This window comes from Xanthomonas sp. LF07-6 (assembly GCF_034105445.1).
GTDB lineage: Bacteria > Pseudomonadota > Gammaproteobacteria > Xanthomonadales > Xanthomonadaceae > Xanthomonas_A > Xanthomonas_A sontii.
Genome location: NZ_JAXGGI010000001.1, coordinates 742,750 through 769,329 on the forward strand (window position 1 = coordinate 742,750; position 26,580 = coordinate 769,329).

The following is a 26,580-nucleotide window of genomic DNA, read 5'->3' on the forward strand; positions in this document are numbered from 1 at the left end:
GGCGGGCGCGGCCAGCATGGCACGCGCCCGATGACAGCGGCAGCCGGCTCAGGCGCTGCGGGCGTCCTCGAGGAAATCCTGGGCGAAGCGCTGCAGCACGCCGCCGGCCTCGTAGATGGACACTTCCTCGTTGCTGTCCAGGCGGCACAGCACCGGCACCTCCACCACGCCGCCGTCCTTGCGCACGATGCGCAGGATCAGCGTGGCGCCCGGGGTGCGCGCGCCGACCACGTCGAAGGTCTCGCTGCCGTCGATGCCCAGGGTCGTGCGCGTGGTGCCCGGCAGGAACTGCAGCGGCAGCACGCCCATGCCGATCAGGTTGGTGCGGTGGATGCGCTCGAAGCCCTCGGCCACGATCGCCTCGACCCCGGCCAGGCGCACGCCCTTGGCCGCCCAGTCGCGCGAGGAACCCTGGCCGTAGTCGGCGCCGGCGATCACGATCAGCGGCTGCTTGCGCGCCATGTAGGTCTCGATCGCCTCCCACATGCGCAGCACCTGCCCGTCCGGCTCCAGCCGGGTCAGCGAGCCCTGCTGCACCTTGCCATCGACCACCGCCATTTCGTTGATCAGCTTCGGGTTGGCGAAGGTGGCGCGCTGCGCGGTGAGGTGGTCGCCACGATGGGTGGCGTAGGAATTGAAGTCCTCCTCCGGCACGCCCATGTGCGCCAGGTATTCGCCGGCGGCGCTGTCGGCCAGGATCGCGTTGGACGGCGACAGGTGGTCGGTGGTGATGTTGTCGCCGAGTACCGCCAGCGCGCGCATGCCGCGCAGCGTGCGCTCGCCGGCCAGCGCGCCTTCCCAGTACGGCGGGCGGCGGATGTAGGTGCTGCGCGGGCGCCAGGCGTACAGCGGCGCCACCGGCGCGCCCTGCTCCACGCGCACGTTGAACATCGGCGCATAGACGCGGCGGAACTGCTCCGGCTTCACCGCGGCGCGCACCGCCGCATCGATCTCGGCGTCGCTGGGCCAGATGTCCTTCAGCCGCACCTCGCGGCCGTCGGCGTCGGTGCCCAGCACGTCCTTCTCGATGTCGAAGCGCACCGTGCCGGCGATGGCGTAGGCGATCACCAGCGGCGGCGAGGCCAGGAACGCCTGCTTGGCGTAGGGATGGATGCGCCCGTCGAAGTTGCGGTTGCCCGACAGCACCGCGGTGGCGTACAGGTCGCGCTCCACGATCTCCTGCTGGATGCGCGGATCCAGCGCGCCGCTCATGCCGTTGCAGGTGGTGCAGGCGAAGGCGACGATGCCGAAGCCCAACGCCTCCAGGTCCGGCAGCAGGCCGGCCTCTTCCAGGTACAGCTGCACCGCCTTGGAACCGGGCGCCAGCGAGGTCTTCACCCATGGCTTGCGGGCCAGGCCGCGCGCGCGCGCATTGCGCGCCAGCAGGCCGGCGGCGATGACGTTGCGCGGGTTGGAGGTGTTGGTGCAACTGGTGATGGCAGCGATGATCACCGCGCCGTCGGGCATGCGCCCCTGCGCCTGCTCGGCCTGGCCGGCGGCCAGCTTGGTGGCGTCGGCGATGCCGCGCGCGGCCAGTTCGGTGGTCGCCACGCGCTTGTGCGGGTTGCTGGGGCCGGCCATGTTGCGCACCACCTGCGACAGGTCGAAGCGCAGCACGCGCTCGTACTGCGCGGTGGCCAGCGCATCGGCCCACAGCCCGGTGATGCGCGCGTACTGTTCCACCAGCGCCACCTGCGCTTCCTCGCGCCCGGTCAGGCGCAGGTAGTCAAGCGTCTGCTGGTCGATGTAGAACATCGCCGCGGTGGCACCGTATTCCGGGCACATGTTGGAGATGGTGGCGCGGTCGCCGATGGTCAGCGCGGCGGCGCCTTCGCCGAGGAATTCCAGATACGCGCCGACCACACGCTCCTGGCGCAGGAACTCGGTCAGCGCCAGCACCACGTCGGTGGCGGTGATGCCGGGCTGCGGCCGGCCGCTCAGCTCCACGCCGACGATGTCCGGCAGGCGCATCCACGAGGCGCGGCCGAGCATCACGCTCTCCGCTTCCAGCCCGCCGACGCCGATGGCGATCACGCCCAGCGCATCCACGTGCGGAGTGTGGCTGTCGGTGCCCACGCAGGTATCGGGGAAGGCGACGCCATCGTGCACGTAGATCACCGGCGACATCTTCTCCAGGTTGATCTGGTGCATGATGCCGTTGCCCGGCGGGATCACGTCCACGTTGCGGAACGCGCGCTTGCTCCAGTCGATGAAGTGGAAGCGGTCCTCGTTGCGGCGATCCTCGATCGCGCGGTTCTTGGCGAAGGCCTGCGGATCGTCGCCGCCGCACTCCACCGCCAGCGAGTGATCGACGATCAACTGCACCGGCACCACCGGATTGACCTTGGCCGGATCGCCGCCCTGCTCGGCGATGGCATCGCGCAGTCCCGCCAGGTCGACCAGCGCGGTCTGGCCGAGGATGTCGTGGCACACCACCCGCGCCGGAAACCACGGAAAATCCAGGTCGCGGCGGCGCTCGATCAACTGCAGCAAGGCATCCTGCAGAAGATCTGGATCGCAGCGACGCACCAGGTTCTCGGCGAACACCCGCGCCACATAGGGCAGGCCGGCATAGGCGCCCGGGCTGATCGCATCGACTGCGGCCTGCGCGTCGAAGTAGTCCAGCGCGGTGCCGGGAAGGGATTTACGGTAGTGGCTGTTCATGGCTGGCTACAGTAGAAAAAAAGCGAAGACAGGACCCCTTCTCCCTTCGGGAGAAGGTGCCCCGAAGGGGCGGATGAGGGTACGGGGCGAAGCCTGGTGCAATCCGATTCCTCATGAGGGGCGGATGAGGGTACGGGCGAAGCCTGGTGAAATCCGATTCCTCATGCGGGCGGATGAGGGTACGAGCGAAGCCTAGTGCACTCAGTCTCCTCATGAGGGCGGATGAGGGTAAGAGGCGAAGCCTGGTGCAATCCGATTCCTCATGAGGGGCGGATGAGGTACGAGCGAAGCCCTGTGCAACCCAACACCACGAGGCTGCGCCCGTGCCCTCACCCCCGACCCCTCTCCCGATGGGAGAGGGGAGTGTCACTCGGGGTCGAGGCGTGCAGGCGCATCACTTGCGCTGATCGATCGGCACGAACGCCTGATCCTCCGGCCCCACGTAGTGCGCGCTGGGGCGGATGATCTTGCCGTCGACGCGCTGCTCGATGATGTGCGCGCTCCAGCCGGCGGTGCGGGCGATCACGAACAGCGGAGTGAACATCGCCGTCGGCACGCCCATCATGTGGTAGCTGACCGCGCTGAACCAGTCCAGGTTCGGGAACATCTTCTTGATGTCCCACATCACCGTCTCCAGCCGCTCGGCGATGTCGTACATCTTGCGGCTGCCCTGCGCCTCGGACAGTTCGCGCGCCACGTCCTTGATGACCTGGTTGCGCGGGTCCGACACCGTGTACACCGGGTGGCCGAAGCCGATGATCACTTCCTTGCGCTCGACCCGCGCGCGGATGTCGGCCTCGGCCTCGTCCGGGGTGTCGTAGCGCTTCTGCACCTCGAAGGCGACCTCGTTGGCACCGCCGTGCTTGGGCCCGCGCAGCGCGCCGATGCCGCCGGCGATGGCGCTGTACATGTCGCTGCCGGTGCCGGCGATGACCCGGCAGGCGAAGGTGGAGGCGTTGAACTCGTGCTCGGCGTACAGGATCAGGCTGGTGTGCATCGCCTGCACCCATTCCTCGTGCGGCTTGAAGCCGTGCAGCAGACGCAGGAAATGCCCGCCGATCGAATCGTCGTCGGTCTCCACCTCGATGCGCCGGCCGTTGTGGCTGTAGTGGTACCAGTACAGCAGCATCGAACCGAGGCTGGCCATCAGCTTGTCGGCGATGTCGCGCGCGCCGGGATGGTTGTGGTCGTCCTTCTCCGGCTGCACGCAGCCCAGCACCGACACGCCGGTGCGCATCACGTCCATCGGATGTGCCGACGGCGGCAACTGCTCCAGCGCGGCCTTGACCGCGGCCGGGATGCCGCGCAGCGAGCGCAGCTTGGCCTTGTAGCCGCGCAGCTCGCTGTTGCTGGGCAGCTTGCCGTGCACCAGCAGGTAGGCGATCTCCTCGAACTGGCTGCTGCGCGCCAGGTCCAGGATGTCGTAGCCGCGGTAGTGCAGATCGTTGCCGCTGCGGCCCACCGTGCACAGCGCGGTGTTGCCGGCGGCGGTGCCGGACAGGGCCACCGATTTCTTCGGCTTGAAGGTAGGGGCGGTCTGCGGAGCGGTGTCGTTCATGGCGAATCTCCCGGTGTTGCGGTCGGATGGACGCAGTGGATCAGGGGGCGTGCGGCGCCGGTGGCCAGGCCCCGGCGCGCTCGAGCAGTTGCTGCAGCATGGCGATCTGGCGGTTCTGCTGATCCACCAGCGTCGCCCAGTCCTGCTCGCGCAGCTGGTTGAGCTTCTCGTGCACCTGCAGGATCTCCAGCTCGGCCTTGATGTTCACTTCGTAGTCGTTCTGCGCATGCAGGCGGTCCACCGCCGCCTGGCGGTTCTGGCTCATCATGATCACCGGCGCCTGGATCGCGGCCAGGCACGACAGGCACAGGTTGAGCAGGATGTAGGGATACGGATCGAAGGCGTGCGCCAGCACCAGGCTGTTGAGCACGATCCAGCCCAGCAGCACCACGCAGAAGCCGATGATGAACGTCCAGCTGCCGCCGATCGCGGCGACGCGGTCGGCGACGCGCTCGCCCAGCGAGCGGTCGCGGTCGGCCTGCGTGACGATGTCGCGGGCCACGTGGCGCTTGGCGATGAAGCGCTCCACCACCTCGCGCTCGGCCTCGGACAGCTTGTCCAGTTCGGTCTGCAGCAGCTGCCGCGCGGTCTGGCGGCGGTCGATGCGGCTGCGCAGGAACGAGGCAGCGCTGGCGTGGGTATTCATGGGCAGGCCCGGGCAGGAAAATCGCCGCCGATCATGCGCCCTTGCCGGCGAACAGCGCATCCAGGCGCTGCTCGAAGGCGTGGTAGCCGATGCGCTCATACAGCTCCTCGCGGGTCTGCATGCGCTCCAGCACTCCCTGCTGATGGCCGTCGCGGCGGATCGCGGTGTACACGTCCTCGGCGGCCTTGTTGGCGGCGCGGAACGCCGACAGCGGGAACAACTGGATCGCCACGCCGGCCGACGCCAGTTCGTCGCGGGTGAACAGCGGGGTCTTGCCGAACTCGGTGATGTTGGCCAGCACCGGCACCTTCACCGCGTCGACGAAACGGCGGTAGGTGTCCAGGTCGTACGCGGCCTCGGCGAAGATGCCGTCGGCGCCGGCCTCCACGCAGGCGATGGCGCGTTCGATCGCCGCGTCCACGCCCTCGGTCTGGATCGCGTCGGTGCGCGCGATCAGGAAGAAGTCCGGATCGGTCTTGGCATCGGCCGCGGCCTTGACCCGGTCCACCATCTCGCCCTGGCTGACGATCTCCTTGCCCGGGCGGTGACCGCAGCGCTTGGCGCCGACCTGGTCCTCGATGTGGCAGGCCGCCGCGCCGGCCTTGATCAGCGCCTTGATGGTGCGTTCGATGTTGAACGCGCTCGGCCCGAAGCCGGTGTCGATGTCCACCAGCAGCGGCAGCGGGCACACGTCGGTGATGCGACGCACGTCGATCAGCACGTCTTCAAGTGTGTTGATGCCCAGGTCCGGCAGGCCCAGCGAGCCGGCGGCAACGCCGCCGCCGGACAGGTAGATGGCCTTGTAGCCGGCGCGCTGCGCCAGCAGCGCATGGTTGGCGTTGATCGCGCCGATCACCTGCAACGGCGCTTCGGCGGCCAGGGCGGCGCGGAAACCGGCGCCGGGGGAAACGAGGGACATGGACGGCTCCTGACGAAGAGGCGGTGGCGCCCCGCCGGGCGTTCCGCGATGGGCGCCAATCTGGCACTCTCGCCGGCATGGATCAATCTTGATTCAATGAATCAACCTATCGTCCCTTCATGTCCGACAGCCCCGACCGCAACCTGATCTCCGCCGCGCAGGCCTGCGCCCTGCTCGGCATCAGCAGCGCCACCCTGTACGCCTACGTCAGCCGCGGCCTGCTCAGCTCGCGCGCCGGTCCCGACCACCGCAGCCGCGCCTACCTGCGGGCCGAAGTGGAGCGGCTGGCGCAGCGCAAGCGCGCCGGCCGCGGCGCCGCGCGCGGTGCCGCACAGAGCCTGGACCGCGGCCTGCCGGTGCTGGAGACGCGGATCTCGCTGATCCGCCCCGACGGCCCCTACTATCGCGGGCGCTCGGCGGTGGCCATGGTGCGCGCCGGCGCCAGCCTGGAGGACGTCGCGCGGCTGCTGTGGGACTGCTCGGAGGGCGAAGACCCGTTCGCCAGCGCCCCGGTCGCGCCCTGGCCGGAGGTAGTGGCGCCGCTGGCCGGCCATGCCGCGCTGCCGCCGCTGGAACGCGCCATGGCCTGCATCCCGCTGCTGGCCCTGGACCTGCGCCAGTCGCTCAACGCCGCCCCCGGTGTGCGCCGCGAGATCGCCGCCACCCTGCTGCGGCAGAACGCCACGCTGCTGGTCGGCACCGCGCCGGACGCGCGCCCGCTGCATCGCCTGATCGCCGACCACTGGCGTCCCGGCGACGCCGACTTCGCCGAACTGGTGCGCGCCGCGCTGCTGCTGTGCGCCGACCACGAACTCAACGTCTCCGCCTTCGCCGCCCGCGTGGTCGCCTCCACTGGCGCGCCGCTGCACGCCACCGTCAGCGCCGGCCTGGCCGCGCTGTCCGGCCCGCGCCACGGCGGCGCCACCGCCCGCGCCCACGCCCTGCTGCGCGACGCCCAGGACGCGCCCAGCGCCACCGCCCTGATCGCCGAACGCTGGCAGCGCGGCGACGACCTGCCCGGCTTCCACCACGCCCTGTATCCCGACGGCGACCCGCGCGCGGCCGAAGTGCTGCGCCTGCTGCGCGAACGCAGCGCCGGCAGCGCGCGCATGCAGCACGTGGAAACGGTGATCGCCGCCGCCCAGGACTGCAGCGGCCAGCGCCCGAACATCGACTGCCTGCTGGCCGCGCTCTGCTTCGTCCACGACCTGCCCGCCGCGCACGCCCTGGTGCTGTTCGCCGCCGCCCGCCAGGCCGGCTGGCTGGCCCACGCCCTGGAGCAGCAGGCCCTGGGCAAGCTGATCCGGCCACGGGCGCGCTACACCGGGGCGATGCCGGAGGATGGCGCTGGGCGCGGCTGACACCGCCGAGAGACGCCGAACGCGTTCAGCGCCCCATCTCGCCAAGGCCGCGCCCTCGGTGTACAAATGTACACCATGACCACCCTGTCCCCGCAGCGCGCCGCCATCCTCGCCTACGTCCATGCCTGCGCCGAGCAGGACGGGCGGCCGCCGAGCCTGGCCGAGATCGCCGAACGCTTCGGCTTCGCCTCGCGCAATGCCGCGCGCAAGCACGTGCAGGCGCTGGTCGAGGCCGGCTTGCTGGAGCAGGTGCCGCAGCAGGCGCGCAGCCTGCGCCCGGCGCAGGCCGGCAGCCGCAGCGAACTGCTGCAGTTGCCGGTGCTGGGTCGGGTCGCCGCCGGCGCGCCGATCGGTGCCGACATCGGCCTGGACCAGCAGTTGCGCCTGGACCGCGCGGTGTTCGCGCTGCGCCCGGACTACCTGCTGCGGGTGCAGGGCGATTCGATGATCGACGACGGCATCCTCGACGGCGACCTGGTCGGGGTGCGCCGCGCCGCCGATGCGCACAACGGCCAGATCGTGGTGGCACGGCTGGACGGCGAGCTCACCATCAAGCGCTACCGCGCCGATGGCAACGGCATCGCGCTGCTGCCGCGCAATCCCGCCTATGCGCCGATCGTGGTCGCTCACGGGCAGGACTTCGCCATCGAAGGGCATTACTGCGGCCTGATCCGGCCCGGCTGATGGCCGCCGTCGTCGCCCTCGACCGCCTGCTGGCCGAACGCCTGGTCTGGCGCGGCCAGCCGACGGCGCTGCCGCCCAGCGCCCAGCCCACCGGGCACGCCGCGCTGGACGCGGTGCTGCCCGCGCGCGGCTGGCCGGAGATGGCGCTGACCGAGCTGCTGCACGCCGCCGACGGCATCGGCGAACTGCAGCTGCTGTGGCCGACGCTGGCGCGGCTGTCGCAGGGCGGTGGTCGCATCGTGCTGGTCGACCCGCCCTACCTGCCCTACCCCGCCGCCTGGGCGCAGGCCGGGGTGGCGCTGGCGCAGCTGCAGATCGTCCGTGCCGGCGCCGACGCGGCCTGGGCCGCCGAACAGTGCCTGCGCGCCGGCAGTTGCGCGGCGGTGCTGTGCTGGCCGGGGCTGGCCGGCGACAAGACCCTGCGCCGGCTGCAGGTGGCCGCCGAGACCGGGCGCACCCTGGGCTTCGCCTACCGGCCGCTGAAGGCCGCCGCCAATCCGTCGCCGGCCGCGCTGCGCATCGCCATCGACGCCGCGCCGGCGCAACTGCGCGTGCTCAAGTGCCGCGGCGGGCTGCCGCCGGCGCAGCCGATCGCGCTGTCCGCCCTGGCGACCGGGTGAGGCCGCTGCCGTGCGCTGGGCCTGCATCCTGTTGCCGCAACTGGCGCTGGACACCGTCCTGCGCCGCTGGCCATCACCGGACGAACCGCTGGCGCTGCTCGACGGTCCGCCGCAGCGGCGCACGCTGAAGGCGGTCAACGCCGCCGCGCGCGCCCGCGGCCTGCGCCCCGGACAATCGCTGGTCACCGCGCAGGCCCTGTGCGATCGCTTCGCCACCGCCCTGCACGATGCCGAAGAAAGCCGCCGCAGCCAGCAGTTCCTTGCGGCGTGGGCGTACCGCTTCAGTTCGCTGGTCAGCACCGACTACCCCGGCGCGCTGCTACTTGAGATCGAAGCCAGCCTCGGCCTGTTCGGGCCGTGGCCGCGTTTCGAGGCGCGACTGCGCGAGGAACTGACCGCGCTGGGCTTCCGCCACCGCATCGTGGTCGCGCCGCATCCGCTGGCCGCGCGCGCGCTGGTCAATGCCCACGACGGCATCGCCCTGCTCGACAACGCCGCGCTGCAGCGCGCGCTGGGGCAGTTGCCGATCGCCCGCGCCGGGTTGTCGCCGGCCCTGGCCGAGGGCTTCGCGCGGATGGGCCTGCGCCGCCTGCAGCAGCTGTTCGCACTGCCGCGCACCGCGCTGGCGCGGCGCTATCCGCCGGCCCTGCTGCAGCACCTGGATGCGCTGCGCGGGCAGGCGCCGCTGCCGCTGCAGTACTACCTGCCGCCGGACCGCTTCGATGCGCGCGTGGAACTGGGCTATGCCACCGAATCCAACCAAGCGCTGCTGTTCCCGCTGCGTCGCCTGACCCAGGACCTGGCCGCGTTCCTGGCCGGACGCGACGGCGGCGTGCAGCGCTTCCGCCTGCTGCTGGAACACGAGGATCTGGAACCGAGCGTGGTGCCGGTGGGCCTGCTCGCCGCCGAGCGCGATGCGGCGATGCTGTTCGAACTGGCGCGCGGGCGCCTGCAGCAGGCCAGCGTGCCGGCATCGGTGCAGGCGCTGCGCCTGTATGCCGACGAACTGCCGCCGTTCGTGCCGGCTGCGCGCGAACTGTTCGACGAGCGCGCGCAACAGGCGCTGCCGTGGGAGCAACTGCGCGAACGCCTGCGCGCGCGCCTGGGCGACGACGCCGTGCACGGCCTGCGCGCGCACGCCGACCATCGCCCGGAACTGGCCTGGCGCGCCGAATCCAGCACGGCGCGCAGCACGGCCACACCCGCCGCCGACGCACCGCCACGCCCCGGCTGGCTGCTGCAGCAGCCAATTCCGCTGCGCGAGCGCGCGCCCGAGCGTCTGGCCGGTCCGGAGCGCATCGAGAGCGGCTGGTGGGACGATGGCGACGTGCGTCGCGACTACTACGTCGTGCGCACCCGCCAGGGCCAGCGCGCCTGGGCCTTCGCCCCGGCCGACGCGCCGGACGCACTGATGCTGCACGGCTGGTTCGCATGAGCCACACCCCGCCGCATCCGCGCATGCCGCCGCGCCTGCGGCTGCTGCCGACGCCTGCCCCTGCGCCAACCAGCGCGCCCGCCGCCAGCGTGCCGTCCACTCCTGTGGACTCCACCCTGCCCGACTACGCCGAACTGCATTGCCTGTCCAACTTCAGCTTCCAGCGCGGCGCCTCGCATCCCTGGGAACTGTGCGAGCGCGCGCTGCACCATGGCTACCGCGCCCTGGCGATCACCGACGAATGCAGCCTGGCCGGCATCGTGCGCGCGTGGCAGGCGGCCCGGGACATGGGCCTGCACCTCATCGTCGGCAGCGAGATCCAATTCGAGCACGGCCCCAAGCTGGTGCTGCTGGCCGAGACCCTGCACGGCTACCAGCGGCTGTGCCGGCTGATCACCCTGGCCCGGCGCCGCGCCGACAAAGGCAGCTACCGCGCGCTGCGCGAGGATCTGGCCAGCGCGGACGACGGCGCCGGCCTGCTGTGCCTGTGGCTGCCGCGCGGCGATGGCGACGACGCCGCGGACGGTGTCTGGCTGCAGGCGCGCTTCCCGCAGCGGCTCTGGCTGGCGGTGGAACTGCTGCGCGGTCCCGACGACGCCGCGCTGCTGCAGGCGCGCCTGCAGTTGGCGCATGCGCTGCAGCTACCGGCCGTGGCCAGTGGCGACGTGCACATGCATGCGCGCGGCCGCCGCGCGTTGCAGGACACCTTGACCGCGATCCGCCAGCGCCTGCCGCTACACGAAGCCGGCGCCCACCTGTATCCCAACGGCGAACGCCACCTGCGCCCGCGCGCCACGCTGGCGACGCTGTATCCGCCGGAACTGCTCGCCGAAACCGTGCGCATTGCCCAGCGCTGCACGTTCGACCTCGGCCAACTGCAGTACGAATACCCGCACGAACTGGTGCCCCCCGGGCACACGCCCACGCAATGGCTGCGCATCCTCACCGAACGCGGCGCGGCCGAGCGCTGGCCGCACGGCGTGCCGGACAAGGCGCGGCGCCTGATCGAACACGAACTCGGCGTGATCGAGCGGCTGAAGTACGAGTCCTACTTCCTCACCGTCTACGACCTGGTGCGCTTCGCGCGCTCCAAGGACATCCTGTGCCAGGGCCGCGGCTCGGCGGCGAACTCGGCGGTGTGCTACGCGCTGGGCATCACCGCGATCGATCCGGACCGCATCGGCATGTTGTTCGAGCGTTTCATCTCCGAGGAACGCAAGGAGCGGCCGGACATCGACATCGATTTCGAGCACGAGCGCCGCGAGGAAGTGATCCAGTACATCTTCCGCCACTACGGCCGCGAGCGCGCCGCACTGGCCGCGGTGGCGATCAGCTACCACACGCGCAGCGCGGTGCGCGACGTGGCGCGCGCACTGGGCCTGCCCAGCGACACCGTCGACGCGCTGTCGTCCGCGCTGGGCCAGCGCGATCCGGTGGAGTCGGCACAGGAACTGCTGCGCGAACGCGGCTTCGACCCGGACACGCCGGTGATGCGCCGGCTGCTGGTGCTCGCCGGCCAACTGATCGGCTTCCCGCGTCACCTTTCGCAGCATCCCGGCGGCTTCGTCATCTCCGAGCATGCGCTGCACACCCTGGTGCCGGTGGAGAACGCGACCATGGCCGAGCGCACGGTGATCCAGTGGGACAAGGACGACCTGGAACTGGTCGGGCTGATGAAGGTCGACGTGCTCGCGCTGGGCATGCTCAGCGCGCTGCGGCGCACCCTGGACCTGCTGCGCGCACACCGCGGCTGCGACTACACGCTCGCCACCATCCCTGCCGAAGACCCGCAGACCTACGCGATGATCCAACGCGCCGACACCATCGGCGTGTTCCAGATCGAATCGCGCGCGCAGATGGCGATGCTGCCGCGGCTGCAGCCGAAAGAGTTCTATGACCTGGTCATCCAGGTGGCGATCGTGCGCCCCGGCCCGATCCAGGGCGGCATGGTGCATCCGTATCTGCGCCGGCGCAGCGGCGAGGAGGCCACCGACGATCTGCCAGACGAGTTGCGCGAGGTCTTCAAACGCACGCTTGGCGTGCCGCTATTCCAGGAACAGGTGATGCAACTCGCGGTGGTCGCCGCCGGCTACACGCCGGGCCAGGCCGATCAGTTGCGCCGTTCGATGGCGGCCTGGAAACGCCACGGCGGGCTGGAACCGCATCGCGACAAGTTGTTGCAGGGCATGCTGGAGAGGAACTACACCGCCGAATTCGCCGGACGCATGTTCGAGCAGATCAAGGGCTTCGGCAGCTACGGCTTTCCCGAAAGCCACGCCGCCAGTTTCGCCCTGCTCACCTACGCCAGCTGCTGGCTCAAGTGCCACGAACCGGCCGCCTTCACCTGCGCGCTGATCAACAGCTGGCCGATGGGCTTCTACAGCCCCGACCAGTTGCTGCAGGACGCGCGCCGCCACGGCCTGCAGGTGCGGCCGGTGGACGTGCGCTACAGCGACTGGGAATGCAGCCTGGAAGCGCACAGCCCCGATCCCGAGGTGCAGCCGGCGATCCGCCTGGGCCTGCGCATGGTCCGCGGCCTGGCCGAGGACGCCGCGCTGCGTTTGCAGCAGGCGCGCGCGCAGGCCCCGTTCCACGACCTCGCCGACCTGTGCCACCGCGCCGCGCTCGACGACAAGGCGCGCGCCGCGCTCGCCGACGCCGGCGCGTTGAAAGCGCTGGCCGGCCATCGCCATCGTGCTCGCTGGGCCGTGGCCGGCGTCGAAGCGCAGCGCCCCCTGTTCGAAGCGCTCGCAGCGACGCCCGAGCAACAGGTCGCGCTGCCGCTGCCCAGCCAGGGCGAAGACATCCGCGCCGACTACGCGACGCTCGGCACTACCCTGGGCAAGCATCCGCTGAGCCTGCTGCGCGCGCAACTGCGCGCGCGCCGCTACCGCCACTCCGGCGAACTGCACGCACTGCCGCATGCCAGCGCCGTCGCCATCGCCGGCCTGGTGACCATGCGCCAGCGCCCGCAGACCGCCAGCGGCGTCACCTTCGTCACCCTCGAGGACGAGCACGGCCTGGTCAACGTGGTGGTGTGGCGACGCCTGGCCGAACGCCAGCGCCAGGCCCTGCTCGAATCCCGGCTGCTGCTGGTACGCGGTCGCGTCGAGACCGAAGGCAAGGTCCGCCACCTGATCGCCGCCCACCTGGAAGACCTGACGCCCATGCTGCTCGGCCTGGATATCCGCAGCCGGGATTTCCACTGACGCGGCACCGCGTTGCGTGCCAGATCGAGGCGACGCCGGCGCACGCGCAACCACTCGCTGCCGCGCGATAGGACTACCTGCAAGCTCAGGACTGCTTGCCCAACGCCGCTAGCAACGTCTGCACGCCTTTCCAGCCCCAGTACACGCGGTGGCAGGCGATCAATCCGGCAGCGTCCAGATCCATCACCTCCACCAGATCGACCTGGTCGCCCTGCGGGGTTTCGCGCGGATACTCCCAGACCAATTGCCGCCCCGACACATGCCGGCGGCCGCTGCGGTACCAGCGGCCCAGGCCGTTCTCGGGCTGGGCGAAGGACGCGGCGAAGAACGCGGCGATGGCATCGCGGCCCTGCAACCGCCCGTCCTGGCGCGTCGCCGACGCCACATAGGCCAAGGGCGATTCCAACCGCGCATCCGGCGCATACAACTCCATCAACTCCGGCAGATCGCGCGCGACCACATGCCGATGCCAATGTTCGAACACGAGGTGCGCATCGCGCTCGGTGGGGTTCGGCGACGTTTCGTTCGTCTGCATCGGCAGGCTCCGATGGGAATCCGCGCAGTCTAGGAATCCGCCAGGCACATCGTTTCGGCGCGCATCGAAACGTCGCGGCGCGGCCAGTCCTATGATCACCACGTCCATCGGGAGCGTGACGATGCATCTGGAACACCCTAAGCTGGCAGCGACCGCGTTCCTGATCGCCGACCCGGCCCGCGCCGCCATGCTGATGGCGCTGGTCGATGGACGCGCACTGCCGGCCGGCGAACTGGCCTTCGCCGGCGGCGTCACCCCGCAGACCGCCAGCGCGCACCTGGCAAAGCTGCTGGACGGCGGCCTGCTGGCGGTCGAGGTCCAGGGCCGCCACCGCTACTACCGCCTGGCCAACGCGCACGTCGCCACCGTGCTCGAGACGCTGGCCACTCTCGCGCCACCACAGACATCACGCCGCCGCACCCCGCATCGCGACGCCCAATCGCTGCGCCTGGCACGCTGCTGCTACGACCACCTCGCCGGGCGTCTCGGCGTGGCGATCACCGAGGCACTGGAACAGCGCGCCTGGCTGACCGGCGACGACGACACCACACGCTACGCCGTCTCTTCCGAAGGCGCGGCATGGTTCGCGCGCATGGGCGTGGATCTGCCACAGCTTGCCCAAGGCCGCCGCGCCCAGGCCCGGCGCTGCCTGGACTGGACCGAACGCCGCCACCACCTCGCCGGCGCCCTGGGCGCCGCCCTGCTCGATCAGTTCACGGCCCGACACTGGCTGCGCCGCGTCGACGGCTCGCGCGCATTCGTCGTGACCGATCTCGGCTGGGCCGGCCTGTTCGCCGAACTGGGCATTCGCCGGTTTGAAGACGAGGCGGTGGCGCTGCCTTCCTGACGCAGGATAAGCGGACCTTCGGGCATGCCTGCGGTATCGAGCGCTGGCGTGAGCGGGCTGTGAGCCCAACGCGTTCAAATACAGCACCATCCGCTCGACTGAAGATCGCCAGCCACCATCAGTGCAATTTGATAATGTCCATTGATAGACCTCCCAGCGAGCGTACAAATTCTTGTACAACCCTGAGTACAACGATGGACATCATTTCCTACAGCGCCGCACGTTCTTCTCTGGCGAGCATCATGGACCGCGTGATCAAAAACCATGAGCCGGTGATCATCACGCGTGGCCGCAAGCAAGCCGTGGTCATGCTGTTGCTAGAAGACTACAAGGCGATGGAGGAAACCGCCTATCTGTCTGCTACGCAGGCCAAAGAATGCGCAATGCTTGCCGAAATCTATCCACATAAAAATCGACGCTGAAATAGCAATTACAGCTTAGGGAGCAGTCAGTTCAGGACGGACCTCTTGCGCCAACGGCAAAATTGCCCGTATTGCTCTGGCACAAGCTGTAGCAATGGCATCAGCCGTCTTTGCCGTAGAAATCGCACCTGCTTTTACTATTTCCATGGGAGCGCCCCGGAGATCTTCCGCGCTGGGAGCCTGACGAATGGATACCCATCCACTCAATGCAGTGAAAAGTAGTGCCCTTGTGTCACGCTCAAAAACCTCAAACGACTCAGCCATCCGCGTGAGTAGAGTCAAGGAATCTTGTGGTTTGCGCCATATGAGGATCAGAAGAAGCTCATCTCTATCAGCGCGCTCGATTCCATCACGCAGAGCAGCGGCATAGTCGCAGAGCAGGCCATGTAATAACCACAACTCATGGTGAAAGACCAATGCCAAGCACACCGCCTGATCATGCCTGGCAGCTTTACTCCTAGCACGCTCCGCAGCCGCTGCTTCATCCGCTGCGTTTCGAGCCTCCTGAGCGATCCTTCTAGCCTCTTTACCAGTCATTAGAGCAACAACCACAGCAGAAAAGGCTGCAACTCCGCTAAACCATGTGGCGACATCACCCCAATCGACAGCCATCGGACAGATCATCAGCACCACTCCCAAAAATTCATCAATTTGCAGGAAGGTTGCAGCAAAGCAAAAGCCGGCACTAGGCCGGCTTTTGGTTGACACTCAAATTCGTGGTGGGCGGTGCAGGGTTCGAACCTGCGACCCTTGCCGTGTGAAGGCAATGCTCTACCGCTGAGCTAACCGCCCGTGTCGCGAGCCGCACATTATAGGGCTGTGGCGCGCGGCGTCAATGGGTCCTTGCGAGGTCCGTTGCGCGGCGTCGCCGCGCGGCCGCTACATGGTCTGGGTGGGCTTGTCGGCGTTGAGGATGCCGGCCAGCTGGGTCTCGATCTTGGTGCGGATGGTCTCGCCTTCGCTGTTGTCCGGCAGTTGCACGCCGATGCCGGCGGCGCGGTTGCCCTGGGCGCCGACCGGGGTCACCCAGATCACCTTGCCGGCCACCGGCAGGCGCTCGCTGGAATCGGGCAGGGTCAGCAGCAGGAACACCTCGTCGCCGAGGAAGTAGCGCTTGGGGGTGGGCACGAAGATGCCGCCGTTCTTCACGAACGGCATGTAGGCGTTGTACAGCGCCGCCTTGTCCTTCACCGCCAGCGACAGGATGCCCTGGCGTCCGCTCATCGCGCTCATCGTTGTGCCCCTCTCCGGGCCGGGCGATCGCCATCGCGCCAGGCCAGCAACAGTTCCGCGATCGCCAGGTCGGCGCGCACGGTGGTCCGCAGCAGATCGCGGGTGCGATTGGCGGCATCGAACCACGCGGCCAGCTTGTGCAATCGCGCCGGGTCGGTCAAGCCGGCCTGCGAGGCCTGCGCCAGCGCCAGGTCGGCGGCATGGCCCAGGCGCTGCTCGGCGAGTGCGTCGCCGCTCCAGCGCTGCGCGGCGTCCAGCGCGCCGAGCTTGCCGGCGGCGACCTGTTCCAGGTCCGCGGCCACCTGCCGGCGCAGCTTCAATCCGTCCTCGCGCAGCCACTGCGCGGCCAGGCCGGGATGGCCGCGCGCGGCGTCCAGCGCTTCGCGCGCGGTCTTCTCGGGAAAGTCCTGGGCCAGCAGCCACGCGATCGCTTCGTCGGCCGGCGGCAGCTTGAACTCCAGGCGCTGGCAGCGGCTGCGGATGGTCGCCGGCAGGCGCGCCGGCTGCGCGCTGATCAGCCACAGATAGCGGCCGGGCTGCGGCTCTTCCAGCGTCTTCAACAACGCATTGCAGGCGGCGCGGTTGATCGCGTCGGCCGGGTCCACCACCACCACCTGGGCCACGCCGTACTGCGGGGTCAGCGCCAGCTTCTGCGAGATCTCGCGCACCTGCTCGATGACGATCTCGGTGCGCAGCTTGTCGCCGGTGCGGTTGGGGATGAACGAAATCAGTTGCAGGTCCGGATGGGTGCCGGCGGCGATCAACTGCGCGCTGCGCAGCGCCGCGGCCGGCTCGCCCTGACCGAGCACGTGCGCGGCCAGCTTCAGCGCCACCGCACGCTTGCCCAGGCCTTCCGGCCCGCAGATCAGCAGGCCGTGGCCGAGGCGGCCGGCGTCGAGCGCGGCCACGGTCTGGTCGTAGGCGCGCTGCTGCCAGGGCGCGAACGGCACGTCGCTCATGGCGTCGGCTCCTGTTGCTGCTGCACCCACGCCGCCAGCGCGGCAGCGACTGCCTGGGCGACCGCCTGCGGCGGCTGGCTGGCGTCGATGACGCGGAAGCGCTGCGGATCCTGCGCGGCGCGCTGACGGAAGCCGGCACGCACGCGCTGGAAGAAATCGTCCTGCTCGCTCTCGATCCGGTCCGGCCACAGATCGCGGCCACTGGTGCGGGCGCGGCCGATCTGCACGTCCAGGTCCAGCAGCAGGGTCAGGCCCGGCTGCAGGCCGACCGCGCGCCGCTCCAGGTCGGCGATCCAGGCGCGATCCAGGCCGCGGCCTTCGCCCTGGTAGGCGTAGCTGGAATCGGTGAAGCGGTCGCTGACCACATAGGCGCCGCGCTGCAGCGCCGGGCGGATCACCTCGCGCACGTGCTGCGCGCGCGCGGCGAACACCAGCAGCAGTTCGGTCTCGGCGGCCAGCGGCTCGGCGACTTCGCCGGGGGTCTTGTCCAGCAGCAGCGCGCGGATGCGTTCGGCCAACGGCGTGCCGCCCGGCTCGCGGGTCAGCACCACTTCATGGCCCTGCGCCTGCAACGCATCGCGGATCGCGTTGATCGCGGTGGTCTTGCCGGCGCCCTCGCCGCCTTCCAGGCTGACGAAGCGATGGTGACGCAGCACGGCCTCGCTCATGGCGACACCGCCGCGTCGCTGCGCGCCTGGCGCAGGCGCTGCAGGTAGCGCGCCACCGCCGCGTTGTGCTCGGCGTAGTTGGCGGAGAACGCATGCGCGCCGCTGCCGTCGCCGATGGCCACGAAGTACAGGCTGTCGCCCGGCGCCGGGTTGGTGGCGGCACGCAGCGCGTCGCGGCCGGGCATGGCGATCGGGGTCGGGGTCAGGCCGGTGCGGGTGTAGGTGTTGTACGGCGTATCGGTCTCCAGGTCGCGCTTGCGGATGTTGCCATCGTAGGCGCTGCCGATGCCGTAGATCACGCTCGGATCGGTCTGCAGCTTCATGCCCAGTTGCAGGCGGCGCACGAACACGCCGGCGATCTGCGGGCGCTCGGCGGCCAGGCCGGTTTCCTTCTCCACGATCGAGGCCAGGATCAGCGCCTGCTCCGGCGACTGCAACGACAGGTCCTTGGCGCGCGCGTCCCAGGCCTCGGCCAGGGCCTTGTCCATCGCCGCATGCGCGCGACGCAGCAGTTGCAGATCGGTGTCGCCGCGCTGGTAGAGGTAGGTCTCGGGCAGGAAGCGGCCTTCCGGGTGCTGGCCGGGCTGGCCGAGCTTGGCCATCAGTTCGCTGTCGCTGAGGTCGGCGGTGGTGTGCACCAGCGGCGTGGCCGCGTTCAAGGCGCTGCGCAGCTGGCGCACGTTCCAGCCTTCGACGATGGTGAAGCGGTACTGGATCACCTGGCCCTTGCGCATGCGCAGCAGCAGCTCGCGCGGGCTCAGTGCCGGCTGAAGTGCGTATTCGCCGAACTTGAGCTTGCCGGCCACGCCCAGTTCGCGCGCCAGCACCTGCCACTGCAGGTCGCTGCCCTGGGTCACGCCGGCGGCGCGCAGCTTGCGCAGCACGCCGTTGAGCGAGGCGCCGCGCGCCACTTCCACGCTGGGCTGGCTCGCCTGCAGCGGTTGCTCGGCGAAGGCGCGATAGCTGTGCCACCACCAAGCGCCGGCCGCGGCCACCAGCAGCGCCAGCACCAGCAATGTCCCCAGCAGGGTCAGACACCCGCGTTTAGCCCAAGCCACGACCACCTCGGAGCGAATTCAATGACGTGCAGGATACCGCGCGGCCGGCATGGCCCGGTATCGCGCGGCCCCGCTCACGGCTCCAGCGCGCGCAGCAGGCCGCGCGCCTTGGCCCGGGTCTCGTCGAGCTCGCGCTCCGGGTCCGAGTCGAACACGATGCCGGCGCCGGTGCGGAACTGCACCTGCGCGCCATCCACCTCGGCGGTGCGGATGAGGATGTTCAGGTCCATGTCGCCGTCGCGGTTGAGCCAGCCGAACGCGCCGGTGTAGGCGCCGCGCGGGGTCTGCTCCAGCTCGGCGATGATCTGCATGCAGCGCACCTTGGGGCAGCCGGTGATGGTGCCGCCCGGGAAGGTGGCGCGGATCGTCTCGCCCGGCGTGGTGCCCGCACGCAGCCGGCCACGCACATTGCTGACGATGTGGTGCACGTGGGCGTAGCTCTCCACGGTCATCAGTTCGTCGACCTCGACACTGCCCGGCGCGCAGATCCGCCCCAGGTCGTTGCGCTCCAGGTCGATCAGCATCACGTGCTCGGCGCGCTCCTTGGGGTGCCCGACCAGTTCGCGGATGCGCGCGGCCTCGTCGTCGCCCGGCGCGCGTGCGCGGGTGCCGGCGATCGGCCGGGTCTCGACCACGTCGCCGCGCACCGACACCAGCCGTTCCGGCGAGGAACTGACCACGGCGCGGCCGTGGCCGACGAACAGGCCGGCGAACGGTGCCGGGTTGGCGCGGCGCAGTTGCGCGTACAGCGCCGCCGGCGCCAGCGGCGCGGCGAAGCGCGCCGACCAGCGCCGCGACAGGTTGACCTGGAACACGTCGCCGGCACGCAGGTAGTCGAGGATGCGGCGCACGCCGTCGACGAAGCGCTGCGGCGGGTCTTCCTCGATCGCCAGCGGCGCCTGCCACGCCGGCGCCGGTGCGGCTGCGGGCAGCACCTGCAGATCAGCGAGTACGGCGTCCAGCAGCGCCGCATGCGCAGGTTCGGCCAGCGCCACGCAGTCGCCGGTGACGTGATCGCGCAGCAGCGCGGCGGGACAACGCAAGGCCAGCGCCGCAGGCGTGGCCGCGGCGGAGGGCGGCAACTGCAGCACCGGCTCCACCTGCGCGGCCAGTTCGTAGTCCAGCAGCAGCGCCCAGCCGCCACGGAACGGCCAGCGCGGCTCGTCGCGCTCGCAGCGTTCGGCCTGCCAATGCGTGTCCAGCGCATCGAGGAAATCGCCGGCGACCGCCGTGCCATCCAGCGCGCGGGTGCCCCCATCGCGATCCAGCCGCAGGCCCTGCCCGTCGGCGACCAGCAACAGATCCCAGCGCCCCTGCGCCGTGCCCGACGCCGCCGATTCCAGCAACACCGGATACCGCTGCGGCGCCAGGCGATGCAGCGCCAGCAGATCGACCTCGGCCGGCAAGGGAACGGTACGCAGCATCGAAGATCCGCTGGAAGAATGAAAGAAACGTCAGGGAACGGGAGGCGTCGCCAGACAAGCTCCAAGCGATACCACAGCAACGCGCGCCGACCTCACGCGCGCCGCCCGATAGATGGACGCGCGCGATGGGAGTGAGGCGCCGGCTGTGACGATTCCCGATTCCCTATTCCCGATTCCCGGCCCTCAGACCCGCTTGAACACCAACGTCCCGTTGGTCCCGCCGAAGCCGAACCCATTGGACATCGCCACGTCGATCTTCTTCTCGCGCGCCACGTTCGGCACGTAGTCCAGATCGCAGCCTTCCCCCGGCTCGTGCAGGTTGATGGTCGGCGGGATGATGCCGGCGTGGATCGCCATCACCGAGAAGATCGCTTCGGCACCGCCGGCGGCGCCGAGCAGGTGGCCGGTCATCGACTTGGTGGAGCTGACCATGGTCTTGTAGGCGTGATCGCCCAGCGCACGCTTCATCGCCAGGGTCTCGGCCAGGTCGCCGAGCGGCGTGGAGGTGCCGTGCGCGTTGAGGTAGTCGATCTGGTCCGGATTGAGCTTGGCGTCCTTCATCGCCGCCACCATGCTGCGCGCGGCACCTTCGCCGTCCTCGCTAGGGGCAGTCATGTGGAAAGCGTCGGAGCTGGCGCCGAAACCGACCAGCTCGGCATAGATGCGCGCGCCGCGCGCCTTGGCGTGTTCGTACTCTTCCAGCACCAGCACGCCGGCGCCGTCGCCGAGCACGAAGCCGTCGCGCTCCTTGTCCCACGGCCGCGAGGCGGCGGCGGGATCGTCGTTGCGGGTGGACATCGCCTTCATCGAGCAGAAGCCGCCCACCGAGGTCGGCGAGGAGCCGCGCTCGGCGCCGCCGGCCAGCATCACGTCGGCGTCGCCGTGCTGGATCATGCGCATCGCGGTGCCGATGGAATGGTTGGAGGTGGCGCAGGCCGAGACCGCGGAGAAGGTCGGCCCCTTCAGCCCTTTGATCAGGCTCACCTGGCCCGGCAGCATGTTGATGATGGTGCTGGGCACGTAGAACGGCGAGATCTTGCGCGCGCCGCCCTCGTGGAATTTGACGGTCTGTTCCTCGATGCCGAGCAGGCCGCCGATGCCGGAGCCGAGGATCGCGCCGATGCGTTCGGCATTGGCCTCGGTGATCTCCAGGCCGGAATCGTCCAGCGCCATGAACGAGGCGCCGACGCCGTAATGGATGAACGAGTCCATCTTGCGCGCGTCCTTGGACGAGATGAACTTGGTCGGATCGAAATCCTTGATCTCGCCGGCGATCTTGGTGGTGAACTGAGACGCATCGATCTGGGTGATCGGGCCGATGCCGGAGCGTCCGTTGACGATCCCTTCCCAACTGCTGGCCAGGTCATTGCCCAACGGCGACACCAGGCCCATGCCGGTTACGACGACACGACGGCTCATTGCGAAATCTCCTCACCGCGATACGCGCGGCCTTGACGCTGTAAAAACACAGGGCCGCATGCGCGGCCCCATGGGATTGTCACGCGCATCGGGCCCACGCAGGCGCCGATGGCGATCGCGAACGCAGCCTCAGCTCTTGACGTGCGCCTTGACGTAGTCGATGGCCTGCTGCACCGAGGTGATCTTCTCGGCTTCTTCGTCCGGGATCTCGCACTCGAACTCTTCTTCCAGGGCCATCACCAGCTCGACGGTGTCCAGCGAGTCGGCACCCAGGTCATCGACGAACGATGCGTTGTTGGTGACTTCTTCTTCCTTGACGCCGAGTTGTTCGACGACGATTTTCTTGACGCGTTCTTCGATGGTGCTCATTGGGATATCGCTCCAGATGGAGTAGTGGTGGTTCGAGTTTTAGGATCCCCGCACACGGATGTGCGGTGCTCCTGTGAGGGACTCACAAAACGCCATCGGGCTGCGATGGCCGCGTTGGGTAGTGTAGTGGAAACCGACTGGCCCTTGCAGCACTGCACAAATGCCGGCCGATCAGCCACTTAGGCGCGTCCGCTGCGCCGCAGGCTCACGGCATGTACATCCCGCCGTTCACGTGCAGGGTTTCGCCGGTGATGTAGCCGGCGCCGGGCCCGGCCAGGAACGCCACCGCGTTGGCGATGTCGGACGGCTGGCCGAGCTGGCCGAGCGCGATCTGCTCCAGCAGCGCGGTGCGCTGCGCTTCCGGCAGCGCCTTGGTCATATCGGTGTCGATGAAGCCCGGCGCGACCACGTTGACGGTGATGCCGCGCGAGCCGATTTCCTTGGCCATCGACTTGGAGAAGGCGATGATGCCGGCCTTGGCCGCGGCGTAGTTGGCCTGGCCCGGATTGCCGGTCACGCCGACCACCGAGGCGATGTTGACGATGCGGCCCTTGCGCGCCTTCATCATGCCGCGCAGCACCGCCTTGGAGGTGCGGAACACGCTGGTCAGGTTGGTGTCGATGATCGCCTGCCAGTCGTCGTCCTTCATCCGCATCAGCAGGTTGTCGCGGGTGATGCCGGCGTTGTTGACCAGGATCGAGACCGGGCCGAATTCCTTGGCGATCGCCTCGATCAGCGCGTCGACCGCGGCGCCGTCGGTGACGTCCAGCGCACGGCCGTGGCCGCCGTGGGCGGCCAGGCGCGCGCCGATCGCTTGCGCGCCGGCGTCGGAGGTGGCGGTGCCGATGACGGTGGCGCCCTGCGCGGCCAGTTCGTCGGCGATGGCGGCACCGATGCCGCGGCTGGCACCGGTGACCAGCGCGATCTCGCCCTGCAATGGCTTGCTCATCTGCGTTTCCTTGGAGACGGACGGCGCATGGCGCCGGGGGAAAGGAAGGAAACCAGCGCGGGCGAACGGCGCACCGCGCGGCGACCGGCGATCAGGAGGCCCAGGCCTCGCGCGCGCCGGCGAACTCGGCGGGCGTGCCCAGGGCGCGGCTGTCGAGCGACTTGTCGATGCGCTTGACCAGCCCGGTCAGCACCTTGCCCGGGCCGCACTCGGCCAGGCGGGTGGCGCCGCCGGCGGCCAGCGCCTGCACGCAGCCGGTCCAGCGCACCGGCAGATACAACTGCTCGACCAACGCCTGGCGGATCGCCTCGACGCCCTCGTGCACCTGCGCATCGGCGTTCTGCACCACCGGCAGCTGCGGCGCCTGCCAGGCCAGCCCGCGCATCGCTTCGGCCAGGCGGTTGGCCGCCTCGCGCATCAGCGGGGTGTGCGACGGCACGCTGACCGCCAGCTTCACCGCCTTGCGCACGCCGCGCTCGGCCAGCAGCGCCAGGGCGCGGTCGACCGCCGCGGCATCGCCGCCGATCACCACCTGCCCCGGCGAGTTGTAGTTGGCCGGCACCACCACCTGGCTGCCCGCGGCCTGCGCGCAGACCTCTTCGACCAGCGCGTCCTCGGCACCGAGCACGGCGGCCATGGCGCCCACGCCGGCCGGCGCAGCGTCCTGCATCAGTTGCCCGCGCAGCCGCACCAGGTGCGCGCCGTCGTGCAGCGACAGGGCGCCGGCGGCGACCAGCGCGCTGTATTCGCCCAGGCTGTGCCCGGCCAGCTGCGCCGGACGCGCCCCACCCTCGGCCAGCCACAGCCGCCACAGCGCCACGCTGGCGGCCAGCAGCGCCGGCTGGGTGTACTCGGTGCGGTTGAGCATCTCTTCCGGGCCGCCCTGGCTCAGCGCCCACAGGTCCACGCCGGCGCCCTCGGAGGCTTCGGCGAAGCTGTCGCGCAGCTGCGGATGCAATTCGGCCAGTTCGGCCAGCATGCCCAGCGATTGCGAACCCTGGCCGGGGAAGACGAAGGCGAGTGTGGAATCGGTCACGCGGTCGGCCCTGCGAAAATCGAGCGGCGATGATACGGGCGAAACCGGCCGGGCGTCTGTACCCGGGCGTATGTGAAATGGCGACCGCCCCATCGCCTGCCGCCGGTCGCGCCTCGCTCGGCGGCGCCCGGTGTCAGGCCGACAGCACACGTGACGCGCGGGACGCACGCCAGCGCAAGGCGTTGCGATCGTGCGCGCGGGCAAGGGTGCTGGCAGCGCGTCACCGCGGAGAGGCGGAACTTGGGGCATGTCCGATGGGCGCGGCTGGACGCCCAGGCGACAACGCAAAAAGCGCGCACCCACAGGCGAACACGCTGGGCGAATCGCGCTTTTCGCGTACGGCGTGATGTCGCGAAAGGAAGACAGACACGGACGCATCGCGGCACAGGCCGCGCGCGACCACGCACCGCGATGCACGCGCCGGACGCGCTGGCGTCATGAGAATTGGGTTCGGCGAGCGCATTGCCGCGCGTCGTGGCGACGACGCACGGCGCCCGGCATCGGATCGCGATCGCGCGCCACGACGCCGCCAACGGCGCCGGGCGCGGAAACAGGCTCAGTAGCGCAGCAGCGCCGAGCCCCAGGTGAAGCCGCCGCCGAAGGCTTCCAGCAGCAGCAACTGGCCACGCTGCACGCGGCCCGAACGCACCGCCACGTCCAGCGCCATCGGCACCGAGGCGGAGGAGGTGTTGCCGTGGATGTCCACCGTCACCACCACCTGCTCCATCGGCAGTTCCAGGCGCTTGGCGGTGGCTTCGATGATGCGCAGGTTGGCCTGGTGCGGGATCAGCCAGTCCAGGTCGTGCTTGTCCAGGCCGTTGGCCTCGAGGGTCTCGTCGACCACGGCGTCCAGCGCCTTGACCGCGTACTTGAACACCTCGCTGCCCTTCATCTGGATGCCGCCGGCGGCCGGGTCGCCGGTGCCGTCGCCCAGCCCGGTAGCGATGCCGACCGGATTCCACAGCAGCTCCTTCTTGCTGCCGTCGGCATGCAGATGGGTGCTGAGGATGCCCGTGTCTTCGTCGGCGCGCAGGACCACCGCGCCGGCACCGTCGCCGAACAGCACGCAGGTGGTGCGCTCGGTCCAATCGACGATGCGGCTGAGGGTTTCGGTGCCGATGACCAGCACGGTCTTGGCGTCGCCGCTGCGGATGAACTTGTCGGCCACGCTGAGCGCGTAGACGAAGCCGGAACAGGCGGCGTTGACGTCCAGCGCCGGGCAACCGACCACGCCGAGGCGGGCCTGGATCAGGCAGGCGGTGGACGGGAAGATCAGGTCCGGCGTGGTGGTGCCGACCACGATCATGTCGAGTTCGGCGGCATCGATGCCGGCGGCTTCGATCGCCTTCAGCGCGGCCTCGTAGCCCAGGTCGCCGGCGGTCTGGCCGGGGGCGGCGATGTGCCGCTCGCGGATGCCGGTACGGCTGCGGATCCATTCGTCGCTGGTGTCGACCATGTGCGACAGATCGTCGTTGGTCAACACTTTTTCAGGCAAATAGCTGCCGGTGCCCGCGATCCTGGAATAGATCCGCTTGCTCATGCTGGTTCCTGTTGCCTGTTACGCAGGCCGCCCCGGTGCGGCGCGGCCTGTGAAGATGGGTGACTCCATCCACCGCAGCGCGGTGGACGGGCACGGATCAATCTTCTTCGACCTGCGCGGTCTTGGTGGCGATCACCTTCTTGCCACGGTAGTAACCGTCGGCGGTGACGTGGTGGCGCAGGTGGATCTCGCCGCTGGTCGGATCGGTCGACAGCTGCTTGGCGCTGAGGGCGTCGTGCGAACGGCGCTGGCCGCGGCGGGACGGGGTGACACGGGATTTCTGCACAGCCATGGGATTGCTCCAAACTCGGTTCGTTTACATCTGTCGTCATTACGTCGCGCAGGACGCGCGCGTCCGGCAACAACCTCAGGCAGCGGCAGGCGGACCGACCGCTACTGTTTCTTCAGCGCCGCCAACGCCGCGAACGGGTTGACCTTGCTCGTTTCTTCCTCGGTCGCCGGCCAGTCGCGATCGACCGCCTCGCTTCCGGGCGCCACCGGCACCAACGGCACCGCCAGCACCAGCTCGTCCTCAACCAGATCGGCCGGCCGCAGCATGCCGTCTTCCGGCACCAGCAGAGCCTCGTGATCCGGCGGCAGCGCGGCTTCTTCTTCCTCGCTGCGGATCAGCCCCAGCCGCTGCACGCTCGACACCGGCAGCAGGAAGCGCTGCAGGCTGCGCTGACAAATCAGCGGCAGCTCGGTTTCGATCTTCAGTTCGACATAGGACACTTGCAGTACAGCGTCGCGGCCGAATTCCAGCGTGTAGCGGCATTCGCCTTCGGTGTCGGCCAGGCTGCCTTGCAGACGGGTCATCGCCGAGAGCGGCAGACGGTCTTCGAAGACCCTGCGCGCTGCGACCATCCGCCAGGCATCCAACAGTTCGGGCACGTTCGCGGACATAAGCCGCAGAATGTTAAGGACTGCCGGGGCCGCTGTCAAACCGCCACATGGGCCGCTGCCAGCCCGGCCCCGAACCGCCTTGCCGGTCCGCGCCGGCCGCCGCAGACTGCCGGCCCCGGCCT

General features: G+C 69.6%; 25 protein-coding genes and 1 tRNA gene. 7 read left to right on the plus strand and 19 right to left on the minus strand.

What is annotated here, in order from left to right:
• Positions 1 to 48 precede the first annotated feature (48 nt).
• From acnD to prpB, 4 genes are all read right to left on the minus strand, one after another.
• Positions 49 to 2,664, minus strand: coding sequence for a Fe/S-dependent 2-methylisocitrate dehydratase AcnD (gene acnD / locus SLW56_RS03035; protein ID WP_320694337.1), 2,616 nt, complete (start codon positions 2,662 to 2,664; stop codon positions 49 to 51).
• 394 nt (positions 2,665 to 3,058) lie between these two features.
• A complete protein-coding gene (gene prpC / locus SLW56_RS03040) occupies positions 3,059 to 4,222 on the minus strand; it encodes a 2-methylcitrate synthase (RefSeq protein WP_320694338.1) in 1,164 nt (387 codons plus the stop codon).
• 40 nt (positions 4,223 to 4,262) lie between these two features.
• Positions 4,263 to 4,868 carry a DUF1003 domain-containing protein gene (locus SLW56_RS03045; protein WP_152239387.1) on the minus strand — a complete coding sequence of 202 codons (606 nt, stop codon included), beginning with the start codon at positions 4,866 to 4,868 and terminating at the stop codon, positions 4,263 to 4,265.
• A gap of 31 nt (positions 4,869 to 4,899) precedes the next feature.
• Entirely contained in the window at positions 4,900 to 5,787 is an 888-nt protein-coding gene (prpB, locus tag SLW56_RS03050) for a methylisocitrate lyase (protein ID WP_010342451.1), read from the minus strand.
• Between the two features lie 119 nt (positions 5,788 to 5,906).
• Between prpB and SLW56_RS03055 the strand changes: the two genes are divergently transcribed.
• The 5 genes from SLW56_RS03055 (at position 5,907) to SLW56_RS03075 (ending at position 13,096) form a co-directional block, all read left to right on the plus strand.
• Complete coding sequence (locus SLW56_RS03055) at positions 5,907 to 7,148, plus strand: citrate synthase family protein (RefSeq protein ID WP_320694339.1); 1,242 nt, start codon at positions 5,907 to 5,909, stop codon at positions 7,146 to 7,148.
• A 75-nt stretch (positions 7,149 to 7,223) separates the two neighbouring features.
• Entirely contained in the window at positions 7,224 to 7,832 is a 609-nt protein-coding gene (lexA, locus tag SLW56_RS03060) for a transcriptional repressor LexA (protein WP_320694340.1), read from the plus strand.
• Positions 7,832 to 8,452, plus strand: a complete 621-nt coding sequence (imuA, locus tag SLW56_RS03065; RefSeq protein ID WP_320694341.1) for a translesion DNA synthesis-associated protein ImuA — start codon at positions 7,832 to 7,834, stop codon at positions 8,450 to 8,452. Before lexA ends, imuA begins: the two co-directional genes overlap by 1 nt.
• A 10-nt stretch (positions 8,453 to 8,462) precedes the next feature.
• Complete coding sequence (locus SLW56_RS03070; protein WP_320694342.1) at positions 8,463 to 9,887, plus strand: DNA polymerase Y family protein; 1,425 nt, start codon at positions 8,463 to 8,465, stop codon at positions 9,885 to 9,887.
• A gap of 104 nt (positions 9,888 to 9,991) precedes the next feature.
• Positions 9,992 to 13,096 carry an error-prone DNA polymerase gene (locus tag SLW56_RS03075; protein WP_320694401.1) on the plus strand — a complete coding sequence of 1,035 codons (3,105 nt, stop codon included), beginning with the start codon at positions 9,992 to 9,994 and terminating at the stop codon, positions 13,094 to 13,096.
• Positions 13,097 to 13,181: 85 nt separating this feature from the next.
• Here the strand turns inward: SLW56_RS03075 and SLW56_RS03080 are convergent, their stop codons facing one another.
• Positions 13,182 to 13,631 carry a nuclear transport factor 2 family protein gene (locus SLW56_RS03080; protein WP_152239381.1) on the minus strand — a complete coding sequence of 150 codons (450 nt, stop codon included), beginning with the start codon at positions 13,629 to 13,631 and terminating at the stop codon, positions 13,182 to 13,184.
• 91 nt (positions 13,632 to 13,722) lie between these two features.
• On the opposite strand from SLW56_RS03080, the gene SLW56_RS03085 reads away from it, so the two are divergent.
• Positions 13,723 to 14,478 (plus strand): helix-turn-helix transcriptional regulator, encoded by a 756-nt coding sequence (locus SLW56_RS03085; protein WP_320694343.1) that lies wholly within the window; start codon positions 13,723 to 13,725, stop codon positions 14,476 to 14,478.
• 194 nt (positions 14,479 to 14,672) lie between these two features.
• Positions 14,673 to 14,900 (plus strand): type II toxin-antitoxin system Phd/YefM family antitoxin, encoded by a 228-nt coding sequence (locus SLW56_RS03090; RefSeq protein ID WP_267093626.1) that lies wholly within the window; start codon positions 14,673 to 14,675, stop codon positions 14,898 to 14,900.
• A 15-nt stretch (positions 14,901 to 14,915) separates the two neighbouring features.
• On the opposite strand, the gene SLW56_RS03095 is transcribed toward SLW56_RS03090, so the two are convergent.
• From SLW56_RS03095 to SLW56_RS03160, 14 genes are all read right to left on the minus strand, one after another.
• Positions 14,916 to 15,608: a hypothetical protein gene (locus SLW56_RS03095; protein WP_267093625.1), complete on the minus strand. Its 693-nt coding sequence runs from the start codon at positions 15,606 to 15,608 to the stop codon at positions 14,916 to 14,918.
• Between the two features lie 9 nt (positions 15,609 to 15,617).
• Positions 15,618 to 15,692, minus strand: a tRNA-Val gene (locus tag SLW56_RS03100).
• An 87-nt stretch (positions 15,693 to 15,779) separates the two neighbouring features.
• The gene (locus SLW56_RS03105; RefSeq protein WP_010342469.1) at positions 15,780 to 16,133 is read right to left on the minus strand and encodes a PilZ domain-containing protein; all 354 of its coding nucleotides are present in this window, start codon (positions 16,131 to 16,133) and stop codon (positions 15,780 to 15,782) included.
• The gene (locus tag SLW56_RS03110) at positions 16,130 to 17,092 is read right to left on the minus strand and encodes a DNA polymerase III subunit delta' (protein WP_017917513.1); all 963 of its coding nucleotides are present in this window, start codon (positions 17,090 to 17,092) and stop codon (positions 16,130 to 16,132) included. Before SLW56_RS03110 ends, SLW56_RS03105 begins: the two co-directional genes overlap by 4 nt.
• A complete protein-coding gene (tmk, locus tag SLW56_RS03115; protein ID WP_017917512.1) occupies positions 17,089 to 17,760 on the minus strand; it encodes a dTMP kinase in 672 nt (223 codons plus the stop codon). The genes SLW56_RS03110 and tmk overlap by 4 nt, the downstream gene beginning before the upstream one ends.
• On the minus strand, positions 17,757 to 18,818 hold the full coding sequence (gene mltG / locus SLW56_RS03120; RefSeq protein ID WP_295842712.1) for an endolytic transglycosylase MltG: 1,062 nt from the start codon (positions 18,816 to 18,818) through the stop codon (positions 17,757 to 17,759). The genes tmk and mltG overlap by 4 nt, the downstream gene beginning before the upstream one ends.
• 74 nt (positions 18,819 to 18,892) lie before the next feature.
• Positions 18,893 to 20,242 carry an aminodeoxychorismate synthase component I gene (locus tag SLW56_RS03125; RefSeq protein WP_295842710.1) on the minus strand — a complete coding sequence of 450 codons (1,350 nt, stop codon included), beginning with the start codon at positions 20,240 to 20,242 and terminating at the stop codon, positions 18,893 to 18,895.
• A 183-nt stretch (positions 20,243 to 20,425) separates the two neighbouring features.
• Complete coding sequence (fabF, locus tag SLW56_RS03130) at positions 20,426 to 21,661, minus strand: beta-ketoacyl-ACP synthase II (protein WP_043091024.1); 1,236 nt, start codon at positions 21,659 to 21,661, stop codon at positions 20,426 to 20,428.
• 129 nt (positions 21,662 to 21,790) lie between these two features.
• Positions 21,791 to 22,030 (minus strand): acyl carrier protein, encoded by a 240-nt coding sequence (gene acpP, locus SLW56_RS03135; protein ID WP_010342475.1) that lies wholly within the window; start codon positions 22,028 to 22,030, stop codon positions 21,791 to 21,793.
• A 205-nt stretch (positions 22,031 to 22,235) separates the two neighbouring features.
• Positions 22,236 to 22,979: a 3-oxoacyl-ACP reductase FabG gene (fabG, locus tag SLW56_RS03140; RefSeq protein ID WP_010342476.1), complete on the minus strand. Its 744-nt coding sequence runs from the start codon at positions 22,977 to 22,979 to the stop codon at positions 22,236 to 22,238.
• A gap of 91 nt (positions 22,980 to 23,070) precedes the next feature.
• The gene (gene fabD / locus SLW56_RS03145) at positions 23,071 to 24,015 is read right to left on the minus strand and encodes an ACP S-malonyltransferase (protein WP_267093622.1); all 945 of its coding nucleotides are present in this window, start codon (positions 24,013 to 24,015) and stop codon (positions 23,071 to 23,073) included.
• A gap of 556 nt (positions 24,016 to 24,571) precedes the next feature.
• Complete coding sequence (locus SLW56_RS03150; protein WP_010342478.1) at positions 24,572 to 25,555, minus strand: beta-ketoacyl-ACP synthase III; 984 nt, start codon at positions 25,553 to 25,555, stop codon at positions 24,572 to 24,574.
• A 97-nt stretch (positions 25,556 to 25,652) separates the two neighbouring features.
• Entirely contained in the window at positions 25,653 to 25,847 is a 195-nt protein-coding gene (gene rpmF / locus SLW56_RS03155; RefSeq protein WP_010342479.1) for a 50S ribosomal protein L32, read from the minus strand.
• A 101-nt stretch (positions 25,848 to 25,948) separates the two neighbouring features.
• On the minus strand, positions 25,949 to 26,458 hold the full coding sequence (locus tag SLW56_RS03160; RefSeq protein ID WP_010342480.1) for a YceD family protein: 510 nt from the start codon (positions 26,456 to 26,458) through the stop codon (positions 25,949 to 25,951).
• Positions 26,459 to 26,580: the final 122 nt, after the last annotated feature.